Source organism: Streptomyces sp. R11 (assembly GCF_041051905.1).
Lineage (GTDB): Bacteria > Actinomycetota > Actinomycetes > Streptomycetales > Streptomycetaceae > Streptomyces.
Genome location: NZ_CP163432.1, coordinates 1930490 through 1951465, shown reverse-complemented (window position 1 = coordinate 1951465; position 20976 = coordinate 1930490). Strand labels below are relative to the sequence as shown.

The following is a 20976-nucleotide window of genomic DNA, read 5'->3' as shown; positions in this document are numbered from 1 at the left end:
TGCTCCGGGGCCGGGCGATTCGTTTTCGCCGCTCCGCCGGTCTGTATGAGTGACGGAGGGAGCGGGGATGAGTACGACCACTGCGGACCGTGACGAGTTCGTCCGGCTGACCGACCCGTACCGGCGGGAGCTGCTCGCGCACTGCTACCGGATGCTGGGGTCGGTCGACGAGGCCGAGGACCTGGTGCAGGAGACGTATCTGCGGGCCTGGCGGTCCTACGACGGCTTCGAGGGCCGGGCGTCCCTGCGGACGTGGCTGCACCGGATCGCCACCAACACGTGTCTGACGGCGCTGGAGGGCCGTGCGCGCCGTCCGTTGCCCTCGGGGCTCGGCGGGCCCGCAGAGGCGCCTGAGGAGCCGCTGAGGGCCCCTGTGACGGACGTTCCGTGGCTCCAGCCGCTGCCCGACGCGCTGGTCGACCCGGCGGGCGTCGTCGCCGCGCGCGGGAGCCTGCGCCTCGCCCTGGTCGCGGCCCTTCAGCACCTGCCCGCGCGGCAGCGGGCCGTGCTGATCCTGCGGGACGTGCTGGCCTGGCGGGCGCCCGAGGTGGCGGCGCTGCTCGGCACGTCGACGGCGGCGGTGAAGAGCAGCCTCCAGCGTGCGCGTGCCCGCCTCGACGAGGCGGCTCCCGACGAGGACCTCGTCGAGGAACCGGAGGGCGCCGCCGACCGCGAGGTGCTCGACCGGTACGTGGCCGCCTTCGAGAACGCCGACCTGGACACGCTGATCGGGCTCCTCCAGGACGGCGTCGAGCTGGAGATGCCGCCCTTCCTGGAGTGGTACAGCGGCAAGAAGGACGTGCTGCGCTTCCTGCACGCGCGTGTCCACGAGAAGGGCACCCTGCGGATGCTGCGCACGCGCGCGAACGGGCAGCCGGCGGTGGCGATGTACGTCCGCGGGGAGGACGACGTCCTGCGAGCGCACTCCCTGCAGGTGCTCACGGTGCGGGAAGGGCTCCTGGCCCGGATCACGGCCTTCCTCGAGCCGGCCGGCCTGCTCGACCGGTTCGGGCTGCCCAAGGAGCTGCCATGAACTCCGGGGAACTGCTGGAGCGTTCGCTCGCCTATGCACTGGGCAGCGTCGCCGGGTCCGAGTCCGCGAGCCTGATGCGCGCGACGCCCTGCGCCGAGTGGGACCTCGGGGAGCTGCTCGGGCATCTCGACGACTCGCTGGACGCGCTGTACGAGGGCCTGACCGGCGGGCGGATCGGGCTGCTCCCGCGTGCCGACCGGGCCTGCGGCTTCCGTACACGCGCGTGCGCGGTGCTCGGAGCCTGGTCGGCCGGCCCCGCCGAGGAGCGTGTCCTGGTCGGTGAACGGCCGCTGGACGTACGGGTGATGGCCGCCGTGGGCGCCGTCGAGATCGCCGTGCACGGGTGGGACGTCGCCCAGGCCTGCGGCCGGCCCAGGCCGATCCCGCTCCCGCTCGCGGCCGAGCTGCTGAGCATCGCCCGCTGCGTGGTCGCGGAGGAGGACCGGGGCGTGCGGTTCGGCCCGCTGGTCGAGGTGCCGCCCCGCGCGCGTGCCGACGTCCGGCTGCTGGCCTTCCTGGGCCGCCGCGATTCCTTTCCGGAGTGAGCCAGGTCTGCCTTCCGTGAGTGAACCCTCGTGACCTCACGGAAGGCATCGTCATGACCGAGACCCTGAAAGCCCCTCTTCTGCCGGCGTCCGCCGCACAGGCGCCCCCGCGCCGCGGATGGACGGTCGCCCTCGCCGGGCTCGGCGCGCTGTTGTGCTCCCTCGACGTCGTGGTGGTCGCCACCGCGCTGCCCGCGCTGCAGGCCGACTTCGGGGCGAGCCTGTCCGAGCTGGAGTGGACGATCAACGCCTACAACCTCGTCTTCGCCTGTCTCACCCTGACCGGTGCCGCGCTGGGCGACCGGTTCGGGCGGCGGCGGATGTACGTCGTGGGCCTCGCCGTCTTCACGCTCGCCTCGGCCGCGGCGGCCCTCGCCTCGGGCCCCGGCCAGCTCATCGGTGCGCGCCTGCTGCAGGGCGCCGGGGCCGCCGTACTGCTGCCGCTCACCCTGACCCTGATCAGTGAGGCGTTCCCGGCCGAGAAGCGGGGCGTCGCCATCGGCCTGTGGGGCGGGGTGACCGGACTCGGCGTGGCCGCCGGGCCGGTGCTGGGCGGGGCCGTCACCGAGGGCCTGTCCTGGCAGTGGATCTTCTGGCTGAACGTGCCCATCGGGCTGGCCATGATCCCCCTCGCCGGCCGCAAGCTGCGCGAGAGCCACGGCACCCGCCCCCAGCTCGACCTCGTCGGGCTGGTGCTGGCGGCCGTGGGCCTGACGGGCCTGGCATGGGCGCCGGTGCGGGCGCCCGAGGCGGGCTGGGGGAGCGCCGAGGTGCTGGCCGCGCTGGCCGCCGGGATCGTGTTCGTCGCGGCCTTCCTGGGCTGGGAGAAGAACGGGGCCCGCTATCCGATGCTGCCGCTGTCCCACTTCCGGCGGCGCGGCTTCTCGACCGCCAACGCCTCCGCCTTCCTCCTGTTCGCCTCGCTGCTCGGCGCCCTGTTCATGATCACGCAGCTCTTCCAGCTCGGCCTCGGCTACTCCCCGCTGGAGGCGGGCGTCCGGATCCTGGTCTGGAACGCCACGCCCCTGCTGGTCGCGCCGATCGCCGGAGCGCTCGCCGACCGGTTCGGGACCCGGCCGTTCATGCTGGGCGGCCTGGTGCTCCAGGCGACGGGCCTCGCGCTGCTGGCCTGGCTGGTCGAACCCGGCGTCGGATACGGCAGTCTCGTCGTCCCGCTGATCGTCGCGGGCGTCGGCATCTCCATGGTGTTCCCGAGCGTGGCCAACGCCGTGACCTCGTCCGTTCCGCAGGGCGACGCGGGCGTCGCGGCCGGCGTCAACAATGCGCTGCGCGAGCTGGGCGGCGTCTTCGGGATCGCCGTCGCCGCGGCCGTGTTCACGACGTACGGCGGCTACGGCTCGCCGGAGGCGTTCATCGACGGAGCCGGGGCGGCGCTGTGGGTGACGGCGGCCGCGGCGGCCGTGGGGGCGGGGGTGGCGGCGTTCGCGCCCTCCCGCGCGCGGGCCTAGCCGTTACCGGGTCAGGGCTTGCGGGACCCATCCCACCCCCTTTATAGTCGTACTGACTATAAAGGGGGTGGGTTCGCATGCACTACGACAAGTACGCCCACGAACCTTTCGCCGTCACCGCCGACCTCGCCGTCCTCACCATCCGCGACGGCGTCCTGCAGGTCCTGCTGGTCGAGCGCGGGCAGGAGCCGTACAAGGGCCACTGGGCGCTCCCCGGCGGGTTCGTGCAGCCGGACGAGTCGGCGGAGACCGCCGCCCGGCGTGAACTCGCCGAGGAGACCGGCCTGTCGGACGTCTCCGGACTGCACCTGGAGCAGCTGCGGACCTACAGCGAACCCGACCGCGACCCCCGTATGCGGGTCGTGACGGTCGCCTTCACCGCCCTGCTGCCCCACCCGCCCGAACCGCACGGCGGCAGCGACGCCGCGCAGGCACGCTGGGTGCCGTACGACGGGGCAGGTCCGCTCGCCTTCGACCACGACCGGATCCTGGCCGACGCCCATGAGCGCGTCGGCGCCAAGCTCGAGTACTCCAGTCTCGCCACCGCCTTCTGCCCGCCGCAGTTCACGCTCGGCGAGCTGCAACAGGTCTACGAGACGGTGTGGGGCACCACCCTCGACCGGCCCAACTTCCGCCGCAAGGTGCTCGCCACGCCGGGCTTCGTCGAACCCGTGCCCGGCGCAGCCCGGCTCACCGGCGGCCGCGGCAAACCGGCCGCGCTGTACCGCGCGGGCACCGCCGCCGCCCTCCACCCGCCCCTGCTGCGGCCCACCCCGGAAGGACGCCCCGCATGACCACGACCACCGTCCGCAAGCGCGCCGCCACCGGCGCCCTGCTCGGCCTCGCCCTCGGGGACGCGCTCGGCTTCCCGACAGAGTTCAACGACGTGCCGTCGATCCTCGCCAAGTGCGGGCCGTGGCGCGAGATGGAGCTGCCGACGCCGGCCATCGTCACCGACGACACCCAGATGACGCTGGCGTTGGGGAAGGGGCTGCGGACGGCGATGGACCTGGGCGTGCTCGGACCCGAAGCGATGATGGAGCCGGTGCGGGCGGAGTTCGTGGCATGGAACCGCTCTCCGGAGAACAACCGGGCCCCGGGTAACACCTGCCTCAGGGCCTGTGACCTGCTGGAGCGCACCGACATGCCCTGGCAGGACGCGAGCCAGATCGGCTCCAAGGGCTGCGGCGCCAACATGCGCGTGGCACCGATCGGGCTCGTCCCCGGCCTCAGCGACGAACAGCGCGCGGGCGCCGCCCAGTTGCAGTCCGCGCTCACCCACGGGCACCCGACGGCCCTTGCCGCCTCCGACCTGACCGCGCACGCCGTACGACTGCTCGCCCAAGGAGCCGAGCCGACCGGACTGGTCGGGCTGCTGCGGTCGTACGCCTACGAGAACCGCACCCGCTACCACGAGCGCTGGCTCGGCGACCTGTGGACCCGCAGCCAGGATCCCACCCCCGGGCACTTCATCACGCGAGGCTGGGACGAGTGCCTGGCGATCCTGGACCGGGTCCAGGACGCCGCACGGACCGTCTCGCCCGAGACCGATCCGTGCCTGGCCACCGGCGAGGGCTGGATCGCCGAAGAGGCCATGGCCTGCGGCCTGTTGTGCTTCCTGTGGTTCGTCGACGAGCCGCTGACGGCGCTGCGCCGGGCCGCCTGCACGTCGGGCGACTCGGACTCGATCGCGTGTCTGACGGGGGCCTTCGCGGGCGCGTATCTGGGCGCGGACGCCTGGCCGACCGAGTGGGCGGACCGGATCGAGTACCGGGGTGATCTGCTGACCCTCGGAGCGCTCTGGGACGCTTGACGGATGATCCACGCCCTGGACATCGACCTCACGCCCGTCGTCACCGAGCAGCCCGACCCGGTGCTGTTCGCGACCGTCTCCGGCGCGCATCTGTACGGCTTTCCGTCGCGAGACTCGGACGTGGACCTGCGGGGCGTGCACCTGCTGCCGGCCGCCGACCTCGTCGGGCTGCGGGAGCCGGACGAGACGCGGTCACGGATGTGGGTCCGGGACGGCGTCGAGATGGACCTGGTCACGCACGACCTGCGCAAGTTCGTACGGCTGATGCTGCGCCGCAACGGCTATGTGCTGGAGCAGCTGCTCTCGCCGCTGGTCGTGCACACCACGGACGCCCACCGGGAGCTGGCCGAGCTGGTGCCCGGCGTCCTCACCGGCCACCACGCCCATCACTACCGGGGTTTCGCGAACACGCAGTGGCGGCTGTTCGAGAAGACCGGGGAGCTCAAGCCGCTGCTCTACACCTTCCGGGTGCTGCTCACCGGCATCCATCTGATGCGCAGCGGTGAGGTGCAGCCGCATCTGCCCACACTGGTCCGGGAGGCCCACACGGACGGGGAGTTCGACGCGCCCGGCTATCTGCCGGAGCTGATCGCGGCCAAGGCGGAGCGGGAGCACGGGCCGGCCGACGTCGAGCACGCGCGTGTGGCGGCCGACGTCGAGCGGCTGCACGGTGTGCTGGACGAGGCGCAGGCGGCCTCAGCGCTGCCCGACGCCCCGAGTGCCTTCGACGCCCTGCACGCCTTCGTCGTACGGACCCGGCTGGAGAGCTGACCCGCGGCGGACGCGGATCAGGAAGTCCTCGACCCGGCGGCGGTCCGGTCCGGCCGGGAGCGGGCTGTGGGAGGCGGCCACCTCCGCCTCCCTCGCCAGGCGGGTCATCCGGGACTCCACCTCCGGCCAGGGGACCTCGCCGCGCTTGACCTCCAGCAGCGCCTCGCGCTCGTCACCCACGTCGATCGTCAGGTGGCCGCTGCGCAGCAGGTCGCGGGCGCTCGTCAGGAGGCGCAGGAGGTGCATCGCGTGCTTCCAGCGCGGGGCGCCGTGGGAGCGGACGTCCGCCTCCAGCTTCTTGCGCTGGCCCAGCGCGTAGCGCGTGAAGGTCTCGAAGGCCTGGCGGGACAGGAACGCCTCGCGCAGGGCCAGCAGCTCGCGGCCCGTGTCGTCGACGTGCTCCACGAACGGGGAGTGCAGGCACTCCAGGATGTTCGGGTTGGCGCGCAGGGCCAGCTCGCAGAAGCGCTCCAGTTCCCAGCTGAACTGCTCCTCCAGCGGGCCGTCGATGTGCGTCGGAGGCTTGTCGAAGCGCCAGAAGAGCGGCGTGGGGGCGAGGAACACACCCCTGCGGTCGGTGTCGCTGCCGTCCGTCGCCAGACCGAAGGCGCGCGAGCCCATCACACAGGCGTAGATCGTGTGGTCGCGGACCAGGGTCTCGGGGTGCATGCCCCCGGAGCGTACGCGGCGGATCACACCAGCCGGATCGAATTTCCCTCCACGACGATGTTCTTCGCCGGCAGCGGCTTCGTGGCCGGAGGGTTGGCCACCGCGCCGTCCGTGATGTTGAACTTGCTGCCGTGGCACGGGCAGTTGATCGTCCCGTCCGAGACGCTGCCGACCAGGCACTGCTGGTGGGTGCAGATGGCGGAGAAGGCCTTGAACTCGCCCTGCTGGGGCTGGGTCACCACGACCTTCTCGTCCTTGAAGATCGTGCCGCCGCCCACGGGGATGTCGGACGTGCCGGCCAACTCGTCGCCGTCCTGGCCGGGGGAGACGGTGGTCGAGGTCGGCGACGAGTCGCCGTTGCCGTCGGAATCGCCGCAGCCGGCGACGAGCGCCGTCGCACCCGTCACGCCGGTCGCGATGAGGATCGTGCGCCGCGTCGGACGGTAGGTCATGTCGTCACTCCGAAAGTGCGGAAGAACCAGAGGGCGGAAGCGCTCCGAGCGGATCAACAGCATCTTTGCACTGAAGTCAGCAAAGAAGAAGCAACTTGGGGCTAAGTGGAAGAAAACGGGCATCCCGTACGTCTGGTGGCGCGCAGGTGGCAGCGGTCCGCCATCGGCTTCGGGTGCCCTCCGGTGTCTCAGCGGGCGGGCGACATGCCTGGGCCGCACCCGGGCTGACTAGGCTGGACAGCCGAAGAGTCGATCCGTACGTCAGCAAGGAGCAGCGCCGTGGCGGTACGAGCGGTCCGGGGGGCCGTCCAACTGGAGCGGGACGAGGCCGGCCACATGGACGAGCAGGTCGGGGCCCTGCTCACCGCGATCCTGGAGCGGAACGACCTCACCGCGGACGATCTGATCAGCATCTGGTTCACGGCCACGCCCGACCTGCACAGCGACTTCCCGGCAGCCGCCGCCCGCAAGCTCGGCGACGGCTTCGCCGACGTACCGCTGATCTGCGCCCAGGAACTGGACATCGAGGGCGCCATGCCCCGGGTCGTACGGGTCCTCGCGCACATCGAGTCCGACAAGCCCCGCGCTGGCATCGCCCACGTCTACCTCGGTGCCGCGGCCGCCCTGCGCAAGGACATCGCCCAGTGAGAACCGCACTCGTCATCGGCACCGGCCTCATCGGCACGTCCGCCGCCCTCGCGCTGGCGGGGCGGGGCGTCGTCGTCCACCTCGCCGACCACGACCCCGAGCAGGCCCGTACGGCGGCCGCGCTCGGCGCCGGCACGGACGAGGCGCCCGACGGCCCCGTCGACCTCGCGATCATCGCCGCCCCGCCCGCGCACGTGGCCGGGGTGCTCGCCGACGCCATGCGCCGGGGCGTGGCCCGCGGCTACCTCGACGTGGCCAGCGTCAAGGGCGGGCCACGCCGTGAGCTGGAGGCGCTCGGGCTCGACCTGGCGTCGTACATCGGTACGCATCCCATGTCGGGGCGTGAGAAGTCCGGCCCCCTGGCCGCGAGCGCCGACCTCTTCGAGGGCCGCCCCTGGGTGCTGACGCCGACCCGCGACACCGACACCGAGGTGCTGAACCTCGCCTTGGAGCTGGTCTCGCACTGCCGGGCCGTGCCCGTGGTGATGGACGCCGACGCCCACGACCGTGCGGTGGCCCTCGTGTCCCACATGCCGCATCTGATGTCCAGCATGGTCGCCGCGCGTCTGGAGAACGCCGAGGAGACGGCCGTACGGCTGTGCGGTCAGGGCATCCGTGATGTGACGCGGATCGCGGCCTCCGATCCCGGGATGTGGATCGACATCCTCTCCGCGAACCCGGGACCCGTCGCCGACCTGCTCACCGACGTCGCGACCGACCTGGAGGAGACGGTGCGGGCGCTGCGGGCGCTGCAGTCGTCCGACGAGGACAAGCGGCTGGAGGGCACGTCCGGCATCGAGGGCGTGCTGCGGCGGGGGAACGCCGGGCAGGTGCGCGTTCCCGGCAAGCACGGGGCGGCTCCTCGGATCTACGAGGTCGTCGCCGTGCTGATCGACGACCAGCCGGGACAGCTGGCGCGGATCTTCGCGGACGCGGGGCTGGCCGGGGTCAACATCGAGGACGTACGGATCGAGCATGCGACCGGGCAGCAGGCGGGTCTGGTCCAGCTGATGGTGGAGCCGAAGGCGGCGCCGGTGTTGTCGGCGGCGCTGCGGGAGCGGGGCTGGGCGATCCGTCAGTAGGGGCCTGACCCCACCGCGCCGCCCCGTGGCAGCCCGGCCGGCTCATGGGCGGCCGGACGAGTGACGCGCACCCAGTAACCTTGTGCGGGGCGCCCTCGCGTCCCCACGCTCCCGTCACACCGCATCTGGAAGGTGTCCCCCCGTGGAAAACGGTGCCGCCAAGCCCGTGATTGTCGCCATCGACGGCCCCTCCGGCACGGGCAAGTCGAGCACGTCGAAGGCCGTTGCCGCGCAGCTCGGGCTGAGCTACCTCGACACCGGCGCCCAGTACCGGGCGATCACCTGGTGGATGGTGGCCAACGGGATCGACATCGAGGACCCGACCGCGATCGCCGCCGTGGCCGGCAAGCCGGAGATCGTCTCCGGCACCGAGCCGGGCAACCCGACGATCACCGTCGACGGCACCGACGTCTCCGGCCCGATCCGCACCCAGGAGGTCACCTCCAAGGTCAGCGCCGTAAGCGCGGTGCCCGACGTGCGTACCCGGATCACCGAGCTGCAGCGCTCCCTGGCGACCTCCGCGGAGGTCGGCATCGTCGTCGAGGGCCGTGACATCGGTACGACCGTGCTGCCCGACGCCGACCTGAAGATCTTCCTCACCGCCTCCCCGGAGGCCCGCGCGGCCCGCCGCAGCGGTGAGCTGAAGGGTGCCGACGTCAACGCGACGCGTGAGGCGCTGGTCAAGCGTGATGCGGCGGACTCCAGCCGCAAGACCTCGCCGCTCGCCAAGGCGGACGACGCGGTCGAGGTGGACACCACCGAGCTCACGCTGCAGCAGGTCATCGAGTGCGTCGTCACGCTCGTCGAGGAGAAGCGAGCAGGGAAGTGAGTCATTCGTCCGAGCGGGGTGCCGACGTCGGGAGACGCATCGGCGTCGGCCTGATGTACGGGCTGTGGCGGCCCCGGGTCCTGGGCGCCTGGAAGGTGCCGCCGACCGGGCCGGTGATCTTCGCGGTCAACCACAGCCACAACATCGACGGGCCGATGGTGATGGGCGTGTCACCCCGGCCCGTGCACTTCCTGATCAAGAAGGAAGCCTTCGTCGGCCCGCTCGACCCCTTCCTGACCGGCATCGGTCAGCTGAAGGTGGACCGCCACTCCGCCGACCGCACGGCGATAACGCAGGCCCTCGACGTGCTGTCCAACGGCGGCGTCCTCGGCATCTTCCCCGAGGGCACCCGCGGTGAGGGCGACTTCGCCTCGCTGCGTGCCGGGCTCGCCTACTTCGCCGTGCGCGCCGGGGCGCCCGTCGTCCCGGTCGCGGTGCTGGGAAGTTCCGAGAAGCGGGGACGGTTGATAAAGGGGCTGCCGCCGCTGCGCCACCGCGTCGACGTCGTGTACGGCGACCCCTTCGAGGCGGGCGACGGCAGCGGGCGGCGTACGCGCAAGGCGCTCGACGAGGCGACCGAGCGCATCCAGAAGCAGCTCACCGCGCACCTGGAAAACGCAAGGCGACTGACCGGTCGCTAGGCGACACTGAGTAGTGGATCAGCAGGGCGACAGCCGCGCGGTCCACCGATCACCACGATGAACGACGAGGTACGGACTTCATGAACGACCACATCCACTCCGAGGGCTCGCCCGACGGGCACGACCACGGAGAGCTTGGCGACGCCGAGTACGCGGAGTTCATGGAGCTCGCCGCGGAAGAGGGCTTCGACCTCGAGGACGTCGAGGGTGCCATCGAGGCGGCCGGTCACGGACCGCTGCCCGTCCTCGCCGTCGTCGGCCGGCCGAATGTCGGCAAGTCGACTCTCGTCAACCGCATCATCGGTCGCCGCGAGGCCGTCGTCGAGGACAAGCCCGGCGTCACCCGCGACCGCGTGACCTACGAGGCCGAGTGGGCCGGCCGCCGCTTCAAGGTCGTCGACACCGGCGGCTGGGAGCAGGACGTCCTCGGCATCGACGCCTCCGTGGCCGCCCAGGCCGAGTACGCGATCGAGGCCGCCGACGCCGTCGTCTTCGTCGTCGACGCCAAGGTGGGCGCCACCGACACCGACGAGGCTGTCGTACGACTGCTGCGCAAGGCCGGCAAGCCCGTGGTGCTGTGCGCCAACAAGGTGGACGGCCCGAGCGGCGAGGCCGACGCGACCTACCTGTGGTCCCTGGGCCTCGGCGAGCCGCACCCCGTCTCCGCGCTCCACGGCCGTGGCACCGGCGACATGCTGGACTCCGTTCTGGAGGCCCTGCCGGACGCGCCCGAGCAGACCTTCGGCGGTGCCGGGATCGGCGGCCCCCGCCGGATCGCGCTCATCGGCCGTCCGAACGTCGGCAAGTCCTCCCTGCTGAACAAGGTGGCGGGCGAGGAGCGCGTCGTCGTCAACGAGCTGGCCGGAACCACCCGTGACCCGGTCGACGAGCTCATCGAACTGGGCGGCGTGACCTGGAAGTTCGTCGACACGGCGGGCATCCGCAAGCGCGTCCACCTCCAGCAGGGCGCCGACTACTACGCCTCGTTGCGCACCGCGGCCGCCGTCGAGAAGGCCGAGGTGGCGGTCATCCTGATCGATGCCTCCGAGTCCATCTCGGTGCAGGACCAGCGCATCGTGACGATGGCCGTCGAGGCGGGCCGCGCGATGGTCATCGCCTACAACAAGTGGGACACCCTCGACGAGGAGCGCCGCTACTACCTGGAGCGGGAGATCGAGACCGAGTTCGGCCAGGTCGCCTGGGCGCCCCGGGTGAACGTCTCGGCGTACACCGGCCGCCACATGGAGAAGCTGGTCCCGGCGATCGAGACGGCCCTCGCGGGCTGGGAGACCCGGGTCCCGACCGGTCGGCTCAACGCCTTCCTCGGCGAGCTGGTGGCCGCTCACCCGCACCCGATCCGCGGCGGCAAGCAGCCCCGCATCCTGTTCGGCACCCAGGCCGGCACCAAGCCCCCGCGGTTCGTGCTCTTCGCCTCCGGCTTCATCGAGGCGGGCTACCGCCGCTTCATCGAGCGCCGGCTGCGCGAGGAGTTCGGCTTCGAGGGCACGCCGATCCACATCTCGGTGCGGGTGCGCGAGAAGCGCGGCAAGAAGAAGTAGCGGCAAGAGCTACTCAAGGACACGTCAAAGGGGCGGCCCGTGAGGGCCGCCCCTTTGACGTGTGCTCAGCCTCTGCGCGCCGGCGGCAGGGCGGCCGGGACGTGATGCATCCCCGCGCCCTGCGGGCCGATGTGCCCGACGCGCTGCCACTGCGGCTGCTGGCCGTTGCTGCCGTGCCGGGCGCTGTGTGCCCCCGCGCTGTAGGCGCTGTACGAACTGCTGAACGACCCCGGGCGGTGGCCGCCGTACGAGCCCGTGCCGCGCTGCATGTTCCCGAACGCGACGAACCCCATGTCCTCCTCCCCGCTGCGATCACCCGGCAGCGAGCGGAAGGACTTGACGTACTCGGCGTAGAGCGCGTCGTAGATCGGCGTGGGCGATGAGCCGCCCTGGAGGCGGGGAACGTCGTATGCATGCACGTATGTCCAAACGACCCCGCGCTCGAAGAGATGCGGCCGTGGTGAAGGGTCGCCTGCTCATCGGAGGCGCGGGCGACGCACTACACGCACAGCTCCCGGTCGGCGGGCTCCCTCAGGTCCCCGCCAGCGGCAGCGCGGCCCCGACCAACTTCCCGTTGGCCGCCGCCCTGTCCAGCGCCCCCCGGAGCAGGTCCTCCCGGGGCTGGCGTCCGATGGAACCCACCGGCGCCGCGAACATCAGCACCTGCTGGTGCTTGTTCGCGGCGGCCCGCCACCCGTCGGTCACCTGAAGAGGCTGATGCGCCTGCCACCACGCGACCGGCTGCCCCCCGGTGGGCCCGGGCTGCAGAACCGCGTGCAGCTGCCCCATGGCCAGCAGTACGGACCACCCGTGCAGCACCGGCGGCACATCGGCCAGCTCCGCCAGCGGCATGAACCCCTGTTCGATGAGCAGCGGCAGGAAGTCGTCCCCGGCGCCGATCGCCCCGGGTCGCACGATGGGCCCGGTCGGCTCGACCACCAGGGCGGGGTGCAACTCCCCGGCGATCAGCACCAGTCCGCTGGTGACTCCGAGCACGGCCTGCTCCGGCACGATCGACTCCGGCTCCAGGTCGACCCGGTCGCCGGTGATGGACTTCACGGCACCCTTCAACTGCTCCTCGGTGACCTGGACCACCTGGGAGGGCAGACAGGTGGCGTGGGCGAAGGCGAGGACGGCGGTCTCGTCCCCGATGAACAGGACGGTGCTGGTGCGCTCCTGTTCGGAGTCGCCCGGGGTGCGGCAGGAGGTGCAGTCGTAACTGCCCGGGGCGTTCTCTCCGGCGAGCAGCCGGTCGGCCTCTTCGTCGCCGATCTCGGCACGTACCTCGTCGCTGACGTCGAGCATGCGCGGCACGGGTGGCTCCCTCGGGATGTGGTGCGTGGACGGGCCGGGTGGCTCCCGGCCCGTGAACCGGGCGGGTCCCGGGCTCATGAAGAAGACAACGGGCGATCTGTGGCGGGAGTCACGCATCAGGGCGAACGGAATCGAACCATCCATCGCGCACCGTCACCCCGGGTGCGGAATCGCGCACTCACGGTCAACGGGAGGGAAATGCAAGGCAGTTGGTTGCGTGGGGTGCGTCACAGATCGTCGGGGTGGTTGGTCGACAAATCCGGAAATCAGCGAATGAAGTGGGTGGCTGAAATTCGCCGATACCGGGGGTAACTGTGAACTGGCCTGGAGTGACGAGGAGTTGGTTGATGCCGACTGCCCGCTGTCCATAGATTCCTCGGCCGTGTGCAACGAGCACCGCTCGGGTACGTCCGCCGACCGCACCAACCAGCTTGCAGCACCATCCTCGGGCGGACGGGGCGAGCGCGACTCACACGCCCGGTGGCGTGGGGAGTGGCCTACCGCCTTGAGGGACCCCGGGTCCTTGGAGAGGGAACTACATGTCCGAATGTGCCGATACCACTCACGACAACGCTCGTAAGGCGCCGAAGGCTCCGAACGGGAGCCGGACTCGTACGACGGCGGTCCTCGCCGGGGCGGCACTGCTCGCCCCGCTCGGACTGCTGGCCGCGACCGGCAACGCCGCAGCGGCGGACAGTGGAGTGTGGGACCGCATCGCCCAGTGCGAGAGCGGCGGCAACTGGCACATCAACACCGGTAACGGCTACTACGGCGGACTGCAGTTCGCCGCCTCCACCTGGCGCGCGTACGGCGGTACGGCCTACGCCCCCACGGCGGACCAGGCAAGCAAGGACCAGCAGATCGCGGTGGCCACCAAGGTCCAGCGTGCCCAGGGATGGGGCGCGTGGCCGACCTGTTCGGCCCGGGCCGGAGCGTCCGGCAGCGCACCCGCGGCATCCGCCGCCGGCTCGGGCGCCCCCGCCGCCAAGGCGGCCCCGTCGACTCCGGCGCAGACGTCGGAGCGTTCGGAGCGTTCGTCGGGACACACGAACCGCGACTCGTCCCGCGGTGACTACACCGTCCGTGAGGGCGACACGCTCAGCGGCATCGCCGCCCGGCACGGCACCACCTGGCGGCAGCTGCACGAGGTCAACAAGTCCGTCATCGGTGCCGATCCCAACCTCATCGTGCCCGGGCAGCGCCTCGAACTCTGAGCGGCGCTCCCTGCCCACGCTTCCGTGCCCCACCCGGTCCGCCGACCGGGTGGGGCACCGGCGTTCGTCGGACGCGCCGCGCGGGATGGCCGCAATCGGCTGCCTAGCGTGCTCATATGAAATGCACACCGCTCACCATCGTCCTGGCCGCCACGCTGTTCACAGCCGTCGCACCGGGACCGGCGCACGCAGCACAGGCAACACACGCAACGCGGCACATCCATACGGCGCCGCCCCGACCGGCCCCCGGACCGCCCCCCAAACCCGCGTCGCTCGCGTGCGCCAAGGACCAGTGGCCGTGGGGCTGTGTCGCCAAGTGCGAGAGCGGCGGGAATTGGCACATCAACACCGGCAACGGCCACTACGGGGGGCTTCAGTTCTCGCAGAGCACCTGGGAGGGCTTCGGCGGGTCGAAGTACGCCCCGCGCGCGGATCTCGCCAGCCGCAAGGAGCAGATCGCCATCGCCCGGAAGGTGGTGGCAACTCAAGGGTGGGGAGCCTGGCCGCACTGCTCGAGACGGTACGGACTCAAGGGCCGTATGGAGTTGCGGCGGCCCACCGTCACCGAACGGCTGACCTCGAAGACATCGCAACTCATCCGGAAGGGGTCGACCCGCTTCGGTGCGCTGCACGGCGCTCCCGTTCGCCCGACTCGCCGCTGAACACGACCGCGCCGCGACGCAGTTCGTAGACGAGTGCCGCCCGGCCGCGCAGTCCGGGCGGCACCCGTTGCTCCGCGACGACCACACAGGCGTCGAGTTCGCTCAGAAGCTCGTACGTGCGGGCGGCGACCGTGGGCGACATGCCCTGCGCGGGTTCGTCAACGAGCACGACACGCGCGCGTGCCAGCAGGGCGCGGGACAAGGCCAGCATGCGCTGCTCGCCGCCCGAGAGGGTGCCTGCGCGGCGGGCGAGGAGCGGTTCGAGCCGGGGGTAGGCGTCAAGGGCGACGTCGTACGACCGGGCCGCGAGTTCGAGGTTCTCGCGCACGGTGAGGGAGCCGAACACCGCCTGCCGCTCGGGGACCAGGCACAGTCCGCGGCGGGCCCTCTCGTACGCGGGCATCCGGGTCACGTCGGTGCCGTCCCACACGACCGCGCCGCCGGACAGGGGCACGGTTCCGGCCAGGGCGCGCAGCGCTGTCGTACGGCCGGATCCGTTCCGGCCCAGCAGGACGGTGAGGCCGGGGCCGGGGGCGGCGAGGGTGATGCCGTGGAGGGCCTCCAAGGGGCCGTAACGCACGCGCGCGTGGCGCAGGGAGATCGTCGTCATGCGGGTGCCTCCTGGGAGCCTGCCGCGTCGAGTACGCGGTCCGGAGGGCCGGAGGCGACGATGCGGCCCGCCGCCATGACGTGCACGGTGTCGGCGAGGTCGGCGACCAGGTCGAGGTCGTGCTCGACGACGAGCAGGGCGGTGCCGTCGGCGGCGAGTGCCTTCAGGACGCGGGCCAGTGCGGTGACCTCGGCGGTGTCGAGGCCGGCGGCGGGTTCGTCGAGGAGCAGCACGCGCGGGCTGCCCGCGAGGGCCCTGGCCAGCTCTACGCGTCTCAGGGTGCCGGTGGGGAGGTCCGCGGCCGGCAGGGCCCTCACGGGTCCGTCGAGTCCCAGGAGTCTGAGGGCCCGCTCCACGGCCGAGGGGTCTCGGAGCCGTCCCTGCTCTGCGCCTACGCGGACGTTCTCGGCCACGGTCAGGGAGGGGAAGACGGCCAGTTGCTGGAAGGTGCGGGCGATGCCGAGGCGGGTGCGGGCGTGGGCGGGGAGGTGGGTGATGTCGCGGGTGCCGAGCAGGACTTGGCCGTGGGTGGGGCGGTGGGTGCCGGCCAGGCAGTGGAACAGGGTGCTTTTTCCTGCGCCGTTGGGGCCGACGATGGCGGTGACCTGGCCCGGGTGGACGGTGAGGGTGATGTCGTCCAGGGCGGTGAAGTTGTCGTAGCGGGCCTGGAGGTGGTGGGTGATGAGTGCCGGTGGGTGGGTGGGCACGCGGCCTTCGGCCGCGTTCGGTTTCCCACCGGCACCGCGGGGCTGAGCGCCGCTTGCGGCCTCCTGGCTCGCGACCCCAGCGACGCCCGACGCGGTCAGGCCCGTCAGGGCCGGCCGAGGCGTGGTTCCTCGCTCCGCCGGCCGCAGCCGTCTGCGTACCCCCACCCCCACCGCCGTCAGCCTCGCCCCGCGCCGCAACCGCAGCCTCCCCGCCGCCGTCCGCAGTGCCTCGTACGGTCCGCCGGGGAAGCGGCCCACCAGGACCGCCAGGATGCCGATCAGGGCCGCCGCCACGCCGCCACGGGCGCCCGCGTCGAGGCCGACCAGGAGGGCCGCGGCGGCCAGGGCGCCGAGGGTGCTGTCGGCGCCCAGGACCACCACCGCGGCGAACCAGAGGAGGCCGCGGACGGGGTCGTAGGCGGCCGGGTCGAAGGCGCGCAGGCCCATGCCGAGCATTCCGCCGCCCAGGGCAGCCAGGGCGGCGCCCGAGACGAAGGCCAGGAGTTTGAGGGAGGGAACCTGGACGCCGGCCGCAGACGCCCCGGACTCGTGGTCCCGCATCGCCGCCAGGGCCCGGCCCGTGCGGCCCCGGCGCAGCAGCCAGGTCGTCAGCAGGGCCGCTGCGAGGAGGGTCAGTTCCAGGACGTAGTAGGCGCGGTCGCTCTCGAAGCCCGCCGGGCGACCGAGGGACAGACCCGAGATCGCGTAGGGCTGGGCGAAGACGAAGCGGCTCACCCCGACGCCGACCGCGAAGGTGGCCAGGGCCAGGGCCAGGCCCCGGCGGCTGATCGCCGGCCAGCCGGTGAGGAGGCCGAGGGGGGCCACCAGGACGACCGCCACCGCGAGGGCCGCGAGCTCCGGCAGTTGAGGGAGGCCCGGGAAGCGGCCCGCCGCCAGCAGGGCCGTGAACAGGGCGCCAAGGCCCGCGTACGCCGCCTGGCCGAGGGAGATCTGGCCGCTGCGGCCCGTGACGACGACGAGGGAGAGCAGCACCACGCCCAGCGCCGGCACCTGCACCGACGTATGCAGGTCCGAGCCCGCGAAGCCCAGGGGGAGCAGGAAGAGGACCATCGCCACGATCCAGGCGCCCGGAGGGGTCGGCACGCGCGCGGTGGCCGAGCGGGGGAGAGCGTCGAGGGTGCCGACCTTTGGGAGGGCCAGGGCCGCGATCAGCAGGGCGACGACGAAGAGGTTCGTGCTGACGGCCTGGAGGAGCGGGGCGCCCCAGCCCGTCGGGTGCAGCCGCGTCAGCTGGCTCTGCGCCACCCCGATGGCCAGCGCCGTCAGCACGGCGACCGGCAGGCTGCGCATCCGTGCGGCCACCGCGACCGCGACCACCTCCATGACCAGCAGCGGCAGGCCGTACGGGTCGAGGCGCACGTACGGGGCCAGCAGTACGCCCGTCAGGCCCGCCGTGAACGAGCCGAACGCCCAGCCCGCCGCTGCCACCCGGTCCGCGTCGATACCGCCGAGGACCGCCAGCTGACGGTCGTCGACCACGGCACGCAGCTCCCGGCCGAAGCGCGTCCAGCGGATCACCGCACCCACCCCGGCCGCCAGCAGCAGCGCCACCGCCAGCTGGCCCCAGGGCTCCGCCGACGTCAGCTCCGGCGCGTCGTCCCGCGCCCCCTGGCCCCACAGCAGTACCGCGCCGCCCACCAGCAGCACGAAGACGCCGATGGACGCGACCAGGGTCTGCGCCGGGTCGCTGCCCAGGACCGCCAGCGGCCGGAAGACGAACCGTTCCAGCGCCATCCCGATGCCGGGCGCGAGCACCAGCAGCGTCACCGCCGCGCCCGCCCACAACGGCCAGCCCCACTCCACCACGCACTGCCGCAGCGCATACGCGCACACCATCGCGATCGCCCCGTGCGCGAAGTTCAGCACGCCGGTCGCCCGGTACGTCACGACCAGGCCGATCCCGCTGAGCGCGGCGGCGCTGCCGACCGTCAGACCGGCCAGCGTGAGGTCGTACGTCAGGGAGGACACCGGCGCGGACCTCAGTCGTCCGCTTCGGCGGGCTCACAGATCGGGCACGGACCCAGTTCGCCGCTGCGCACCAGCTTCGCGTCGACCGGTACGGCCTCCGCCTTCCCGGCGACCAGCGGGCAGTCCGCGCGGTGCCAGAGGGTGCCGCCCGGCACCATCAGCAGGTCCGCGCTGACCGCTGTCGGCGCTGCGGCCGCCTGCCCGGACTCATCGGCGTCGGCCGGCTCCACGGCCACCAGAAGGCCGTACAGCTCCTCCACGCGCGCGGCGGCGAGCGCGCCGCGGCCGTGGGTCAGCAGCAGCGACCCGGCGATGATCAGCGCGGCGCCGGGGACCGTGCAGGACGCGAGATACGGCAGCTGCCGCTCGGCGAAGCGCTCGCCGGAGACGCCGTACCAGCCGATGACGCACAGCACCGCGCCGGCCGCGAGCGCGGCCCAGCCGGCCCACAGGACGGGGTGCACGGTCCGCAGTCGGGCTGTCCGCATCGCTGGCTCCCACGCGTCGGGTTCGGGGGCACGCACATCGGGTTTCGGCGCATGTGCCTGTCCATGTCAGCCAATGGCTTGCACTATGCCTCCTGCAAGCTGACCCTGAAAGCACCGGGCGCGCACGGCCCGGATCGACACCCGGCGGTGAGCCAGATGGTTCTCGGGAGCGACCTCAGGCGGAGCAACGCGCACAGGCGGCACGGCCCACGGGCGACGGGGCGGGGGACCGCGACGGCCGCGGCCCTGCTCCTCTTCCTCGCCCCGGCCCTGGCCGCCTGCAGCGACGACGAGGGAGGCGGCGGCAACGAGACCCCGCCGACACCCACCGTCGAGCAGACCGAGCCGGGCGGGCAGCAGTCGCCGGCCGCGACGGCGCCCGCCGACGCGGGGGCGGCCGAGACGGAGATCAAGCAGAACTGGCAGAAGTTCTTCGACCCGGCGACGCCCATGGAGGAAAAGCAGACCGTCCTGGAGAACGGCGACCGGATGGGGCCGGTCCTGCAGGCGTTCAGCGGTGACGAGCGCGGCGGGCAGGTCGAGGCGAAGGTCTCCAAGGTCGAGTTCACCTCGCCGACCGGCGCGAACGTGACCTACGACCTGACGCTGAAGGGCGCGACCGCCCTACCCGACGCTTCAGGCACCGCCGTCGAACAGGACGGCACCTGGAAGGTGTCCGCGAAGACACTGTGCGCGCTGGTCCAGTTGAGCGGCAATGGGTCGCCGATCCCGGGGTGCTGAGGCGGCGATCGCCGTGGTGGTGCTGGCTCTGAGTACGGCGTGCGGCAGCCGGCTCCCGGAGAGCGACTTCGAGCACCGGGACCGGGGCGGCCCCACCACGCCCGCGGGCGACCGCACCCCGATCCGCGTCGGCATCATCGCCGGCGCCACCAGCCCGGTCGGCGGCAACGCCTTCACCGGCCCGCGCGACGGCGCCAAGGCCTACTTCGACCGCCTCAACGCACGCGGCGGCATCGACGGCCGCCGCGTCGAGGTGCGCGAATGCGACGACGGCGGCAGCGGTGTCGGCAACAACGAGTGCGTCCACAAGCTCATCGACGAGGAGAAGGTCGTCGCCCTGGTCGCCACCACCGCCCTGGACTACGCGGGCGCCTCCCGCGTCTCAAGCGCACGCGTGCCCGACATCGGCGGCCAGCCCATCGGCCCCGCCTACGACACCTACCCGCACCTGTACGGCATCTACGGCAGCCTCGCGCCCCGTGACGGCACCACCGGCTGGGACGGCAAGCAGTACGGCGGCACCGAGGTCTACCGCTACTTCAAGCGCGAGCACGGCGCCCGTACGGCAGCCGTCGTCTCGTACAACCAGTCCGCGTCCGCCGCCTACGCCCGGCTCGTCGAGCGGGGGCTGAAGGCCGAGGGCTACAAGGTCGTCACCGAGCAGGTCGACTTCGCGCTGCCCAACTTCCGCGCGGTGGCGGCCGATCTGAAGGAGCAGGGCGCCGACCTCGTCTTCGACGCCATCGACACCCACGGCAACGCCCAGCTGTGCAAGGCGATGGACGACGTCGGCGCCGAGGTCACCGCCAAGGTCACGAACGTCCAGAACTGGACGTCCACCGTCGCCGAGGACCACAAGGACTCCCCGCGCTGCCGCAACGCCCTGTGGGCCACCGGATCGTCCCGCAACCACGAGGACACCGGCCAGGAGGCCGTACGGGAGTTCAGGGACGCCGCCAAGGGGCTCAAGACGCACTCCCAGTGGCAGCTGGAGGGCTGGGCGGCGGCCATGTGGTTCACGGACGCGGCGAAGGCCTGCGCCCGCCGGGGTGTCACGCGCGCGTGCGTCGACGACTTCATGAACCGCAGCCAGGGATACACCGCCGACGGCCTGCTGATCCCGGTCCGGTTCGAGCGGCTGGCCGAGCCGCCGAAGACCCGCCGGACGTGTCTGTCCGTGGCCCGCTGGGAGGACGGCCGGGGCTGGGTCTCCCAAGGAGACATGAACAACACGTGCTTCGACGTCCCGCAGCTGTCGTACCAGCCGTGACGGGCAACCAAAAGGCGGTATCGCCGGTCCAACCGACAGAGCCGAGAGCCGAGGGAGGAACCGCAGCGCATGACGCCCGTGTCGCAGGCAGTACCACTGCGCGCCGACTGCATCGCGGATTCGGCGGGCGGGCTGACCTTTGACGTCACCGCGGTCGTGGCCACCGAGGCGGCCCACCTCGTGCTGCGCCACCGCGAGGGCGACGAGGAGGTCACCCTGCCCCTGACCCCGGCCACGACGGGCCGGCTGCGCGCGGCGCTCCCCAGCAGTGTGGCCCTGCCGGAGGGGCACTGGGACGCGTACGCCAGCGTGACGGAGGAGGAGTCGGACCACCGTCTGGCGCCGGGTGACATGGACGTGCACCCCTCCGCCTCCCGGGTCCCGTACGAAACCCGGCAAGGCAACCTGAGCGTCGAATCCCGGGTGCCGGCAACGCTGTTAGGGGCACTTCCGAGCCCCTAGCGAGGCAA

Annotated in this window: 23 protein-coding genes; 16 read left to right on the top strand and 7 right to left on the bottom strand. The window is 72.2% G+C overall.

Annotated elements, in window-relative coordinates; genetic code table 11:
- Positions 1-67: 67 nt before the first annotated feature.
- The 6 genes from AB5J55_RS08880 (at position 68) to AB5J55_RS08855 (ending at position 5631) form a co-directional block, all read left to right on the top strand.
- Positions 68-1033: a sigma-70 family RNA polymerase sigma factor gene (locus AB5J55_RS08880; RefSeq protein ID WP_369270125.1), complete on the top strand. Its 966-nt coding sequence runs from the start codon at positions 68-70 to the stop codon at positions 1031-1033.
- On the top strand, positions 1030-1578 hold the full coding sequence (locus AB5J55_RS08875; protein ID WP_369270124.1) for a TIGR03086 family metal-binding protein: 549 nt from the start codon (positions 1030-1032) through the stop codon (positions 1576-1578). The genes AB5J55_RS08880 and AB5J55_RS08875 overlap by 4 nt, the downstream gene beginning before the upstream one ends.
- Positions 1579-1631: 53 nt before the next feature.
- Positions 1632-3047 carry an MFS transporter gene (locus tag AB5J55_RS08870; protein ID WP_369270123.1) on the top strand — a complete coding sequence of 472 codons (1416 nt, stop codon included), beginning with the start codon at positions 1632-1634 and terminating at the stop codon, positions 3045-3047.
- A gap of 77 nt (positions 3048-3124) precedes the next feature.
- Positions 3125-3841: an NUDIX domain-containing protein gene (locus AB5J55_RS08865; protein WP_369270122.1), complete on the top strand. Its 717-nt coding sequence runs from the start codon at positions 3125-3127 to the stop codon at positions 3839-3841.
- Entirely contained in the window at positions 3838-4860 is a 1023-nt protein-coding gene (locus AB5J55_RS08860; protein WP_369270121.1) for an ADP-ribosylglycohydrolase family protein, read from the top strand. The genes AB5J55_RS08865 and AB5J55_RS08860 overlap by 4 nt, the downstream gene beginning before the upstream one ends.
- Positions 4861-4863: 3 nt before the next feature.
- The gene (locus AB5J55_RS08855; protein ID WP_369270120.1) at positions 4864-5631 is read left to right on the top strand and encodes a nucleotidyltransferase domain-containing protein; all 768 of its coding nucleotides are present in this window, start codon (positions 4864-4866) and stop codon (positions 5629-5631) included.
- Here AB5J55_RS08855 and AB5J55_RS08850 read toward each other — a convergent pair.
- On the bottom strand, positions 5557-6300 hold the full coding sequence (locus AB5J55_RS08850) for a nucleotidyltransferase domain-containing protein (protein ID WP_369270119.1): 744 nt from the start codon (positions 6298-6300) through the stop codon (positions 5557-5559). The genes AB5J55_RS08855 and AB5J55_RS08850 overlap by 75 nt on opposite strands.
- A 23-nt stretch (positions 6301-6323) precedes the next feature.
- The gene (locus AB5J55_RS08845) at positions 6324-6752 is read right to left on the bottom strand and encodes a Rieske (2Fe-2S) protein (protein ID WP_369270118.1); all 429 of its coding nucleotides are present in this window, start codon (positions 6750-6752) and stop codon (positions 6324-6326) included.
- Between the two features lie 279 nt (positions 6753-7031).
- Here AB5J55_RS08845 and aroH point away from each other — a divergent pair, with 279 nt between their 5' ends.
- The 5 genes from aroH (at position 7032) to der (ending at position 11511) form a co-directional block, all read left to right on the top strand.
- The gene (gene aroH, locus AB5J55_RS08840; RefSeq protein WP_369270117.1) at positions 7032-7400 is read left to right on the top strand and encodes a chorismate mutase; all 369 of its coding nucleotides are present in this window, start codon (positions 7032-7034) and stop codon (positions 7398-7400) included.
- Positions 7397-8482 (top strand): prephenate dehydrogenase, encoded by a 1086-nt coding sequence (locus tag AB5J55_RS08835; protein ID WP_369270116.1) that lies wholly within the window; start codon positions 7397-7399, stop codon positions 8480-8482. The genes aroH and AB5J55_RS08835 overlap by 4 nt, the downstream gene beginning before the upstream one ends.
- Before the next feature lie 142 nt (positions 8483-8624).
- Positions 8625-9311: a (d)CMP kinase gene (cmk, locus tag AB5J55_RS08830; protein WP_369270115.1), complete on the top strand. Its 687-nt coding sequence runs from the start codon at positions 8625-8627 to the stop codon at positions 9309-9311.
- Positions 9312-9364: 53 nt separating this feature from the next.
- The gene (locus AB5J55_RS08825; RefSeq protein WP_369276132.1) at positions 9365-9952 is read left to right on the top strand and encodes a lysophospholipid acyltransferase family protein; all 588 of its coding nucleotides are present in this window, start codon (positions 9365-9367) and stop codon (positions 9950-9952) included.
- Positions 9953-10032: 80 nt separating this feature from the next.
- Entirely contained in the window at positions 10033-11511 is a 1479-nt protein-coding gene (gene der, locus AB5J55_RS08820) for a ribosome biogenesis GTPase Der (protein WP_369270114.1), read from the top strand.
- Positions 11512-11576: 65 nt separating this feature from the next.
- Here the strand turns inward: der and AB5J55_RS08815 are convergent, their stop codons facing one another.
- Both AB5J55_RS08815 and AB5J55_RS08810 read right to left on the bottom strand, forming a co-directional pair.
- Positions 11577-11930, bottom strand: coding sequence for a hypothetical protein (locus AB5J55_RS08815; protein ID WP_328882608.1), 354 nt, complete (start codon positions 11928-11930; stop codon positions 11577-11579).
- 112 nt (positions 11931-12042) lie between these two features.
- Positions 12043-12825 (bottom strand): hypothetical protein, encoded by a 783-nt coding sequence (locus AB5J55_RS08810; protein ID WP_369270113.1) that lies wholly within the window; start codon positions 12823-12825, stop codon positions 12043-12045.
- A gap of 539 nt (positions 12826-13364) precedes the next feature.
- Here AB5J55_RS08810 and AB5J55_RS08805 point away from each other — a divergent pair.
- Entirely contained in the window at positions 13365-14039 is a 675-nt protein-coding gene (locus AB5J55_RS08805; RefSeq protein ID WP_369270112.1) for a transglycosylase family protein, read from the top strand.
- A gap of 116 nt (positions 14040-14155) precedes the next feature.
- Complete coding sequence (locus tag AB5J55_RS08800) at positions 14156-14701, top strand: transglycosylase family protein (RefSeq protein WP_369270111.1); 546 nt, start codon at positions 14156-14158, stop codon at positions 14699-14701.
- On the opposite strand, the gene AB5J55_RS08795 is transcribed toward AB5J55_RS08800, so the two are convergent.
- Genes AB5J55_RS08795 through AB5J55_RS08785 form a run of 3 tightly spaced genes read right to left on the bottom strand, consistent with a single transcriptional unit; the run spans position 14634 to position 18495 of the window.
- A complete protein-coding gene (locus tag AB5J55_RS08795; RefSeq protein WP_369270110.1) occupies positions 14634-15311 on the bottom strand; it encodes an ABC transporter ATP-binding protein in 678 nt (225 codons plus the stop codon). The two genes, AB5J55_RS08800 and AB5J55_RS08795, sit on opposite strands and share 68 nt — an antisense overlap.
- The gene (locus AB5J55_RS08790; RefSeq protein ID WP_369270109.1) at positions 15308-18007 is read right to left on the bottom strand and encodes an ATP-binding cassette domain-containing protein; all 2700 of its coding nucleotides are present in this window, start codon (positions 18005-18007) and stop codon (positions 15308-15310) included. Before AB5J55_RS08790 ends, AB5J55_RS08795 begins: the two co-directional genes overlap by 4 nt.
- Positions 18008-18018: 11 nt before the next feature.
- Complete coding sequence (locus AB5J55_RS08785; RefSeq protein WP_369270108.1) at positions 18019-18495, bottom strand: hypothetical protein; 477 nt, start codon at positions 18493-18495, stop codon at positions 18019-18021.
- Positions 18496-18651: 156 nt separating this feature from the next.
- Here AB5J55_RS08785 and AB5J55_RS08780 point away from each other — a divergent pair, with 156 nt between their 5' ends.
- From AB5J55_RS08780 to AB5J55_RS08770, 3 genes are all read left to right on the top strand, one after another.
- Entirely contained in the window at positions 18652-19236 is a 585-nt protein-coding gene (locus AB5J55_RS08780) for a hypothetical protein (protein WP_369270107.1), read from the top strand.
- The gene (locus AB5J55_RS08775; RefSeq protein ID WP_369270106.1) at positions 19211-20506 is read left to right on the top strand and encodes an ABC transporter substrate-binding protein; all 1296 of its coding nucleotides are present in this window, start codon (positions 19211-19213) and stop codon (positions 20504-20506) included. The genes AB5J55_RS08780 and AB5J55_RS08775 overlap by 26 nt, the downstream gene beginning before the upstream one ends.
- Positions 20507-20575: 69 nt before the next feature.
- Entirely contained in the window at positions 20576-20968 is a 393-nt protein-coding gene (locus tag AB5J55_RS08770; RefSeq protein ID WP_369270105.1) for a hypothetical protein, read from the top strand.
- Positions 20969-20976: the final 8 nt, after the last annotated feature.

Excerpts from the sequence above, each read along its gene's own strand:
- AB5J55_RS08770 (WP_369270105.1), top strand. The coding sequence starts at position 20,576 with ATGACGCCCGTGTCGCAGGCAGTACCACTGCGCGCCGACTGCATCGCG.
- AB5J55_RS08780 (WP_369270107.1), top strand. The coding sequence starts at position 18,652 with ATGGTTCTCGGGAGCGACCTCAGGCGGAGCAACGCGCACAGGCGGCAC.
- AB5J55_RS08800 (WP_369270111.1), top strand. The coding sequence starts at position 14,156 with ATGAAATGCACACCGCTCACCATCGTCCTGGCCGCCACGCTGTTCACA.
- AB5J55_RS08825 (WP_369276132.1), top strand. The coding sequence starts at position 9,365 with ATGTACGGGCTGTGGCGGCCCCGGGTCCTGGGCGCCTGGAAGGTGCCG.
- der (WP_369270114.1), top strand. The coding sequence starts at position 10,033 with ATGAACGACCACATCCACTCCGAGGGCTCGCCCGACGGGCACGACCAC.
- AB5J55_RS08865 (WP_369270122.1), top strand. The coding sequence starts at position 3,125 with ATGCACTACGACAAGTACGCCCACGAACCTTTCGCCGTCACCGCCGAC.
- AB5J55_RS08850 (WP_369270119.1), bottom strand. The coding sequence starts at position 6,300 with ATGCACCCCGAGACCCTGGTCCGCGACCACACGATCTACGCCTGTGTG.
- AB5J55_RS08775 (WP_369270106.1), top strand. The coding sequence starts at position 19,211 with ATGGGTCGCCGATCCCGGGGTGCTGAGGCGGCGATCGCCGTGGTGGTG.
- AB5J55_RS08855 (WP_369270120.1), top strand. The coding sequence starts at position 4,864 with ATGATCCACGCCCTGGACATCGACCTCACGCCCGTCGTCACCGAGCAG.
- AB5J55_RS08860 (WP_369270121.1), top strand. The coding sequence starts at position 3,838 with ATGACCACGACCACCGTCCGCAAGCGCGCCGCCACCGGCGCCCTGCTC.
- AB5J55_RS08875 (WP_369270124.1), top strand. The coding sequence starts at position 1,030 with ATGAACTCCGGGGAACTGCTGGAGCGTTCGCTCGCCTATGCACTGGGC.
- AB5J55_RS08795 (WP_369270110.1), bottom strand. The coding sequence starts at position 15,311 with ATGACGACGATCTCCCTGCGCCACGCGCGCGTGCGTTACGGCCCCTTG.
- AB5J55_RS08785 (WP_369270108.1), bottom strand. The coding sequence starts at position 18,495 with ATGCGGACAGCCCGACTGCGGACCGTGCACCCCGTCCTGTGGGCCGGC.
- AB5J55_RS08870 (WP_369270123.1), top strand. The coding sequence starts at position 1,632 with ATGACCGAGACCCTGAAAGCCCCTCTTCTGCCGGCGTCCGCCGCACAG.
- AB5J55_RS08845 (WP_369270118.1), bottom strand. The coding sequence starts at position 6,752 with ATGACCTACCGTCCGACGCGGCGCACGATCCTCATCGCGACCGGCGTG.
- AB5J55_RS08805 (WP_369270112.1), top strand. The coding sequence starts at position 13,365 with ATGTCCGAATGTGCCGATACCACTCACGACAACGCTCGTAAGGCGCCG.
- AB5J55_RS08880 (WP_369270125.1), top strand. The coding sequence starts at position 68 with ATGAGTACGACCACTGCGGACCGTGACGAGTTCGTCCGGCTGACCGAC.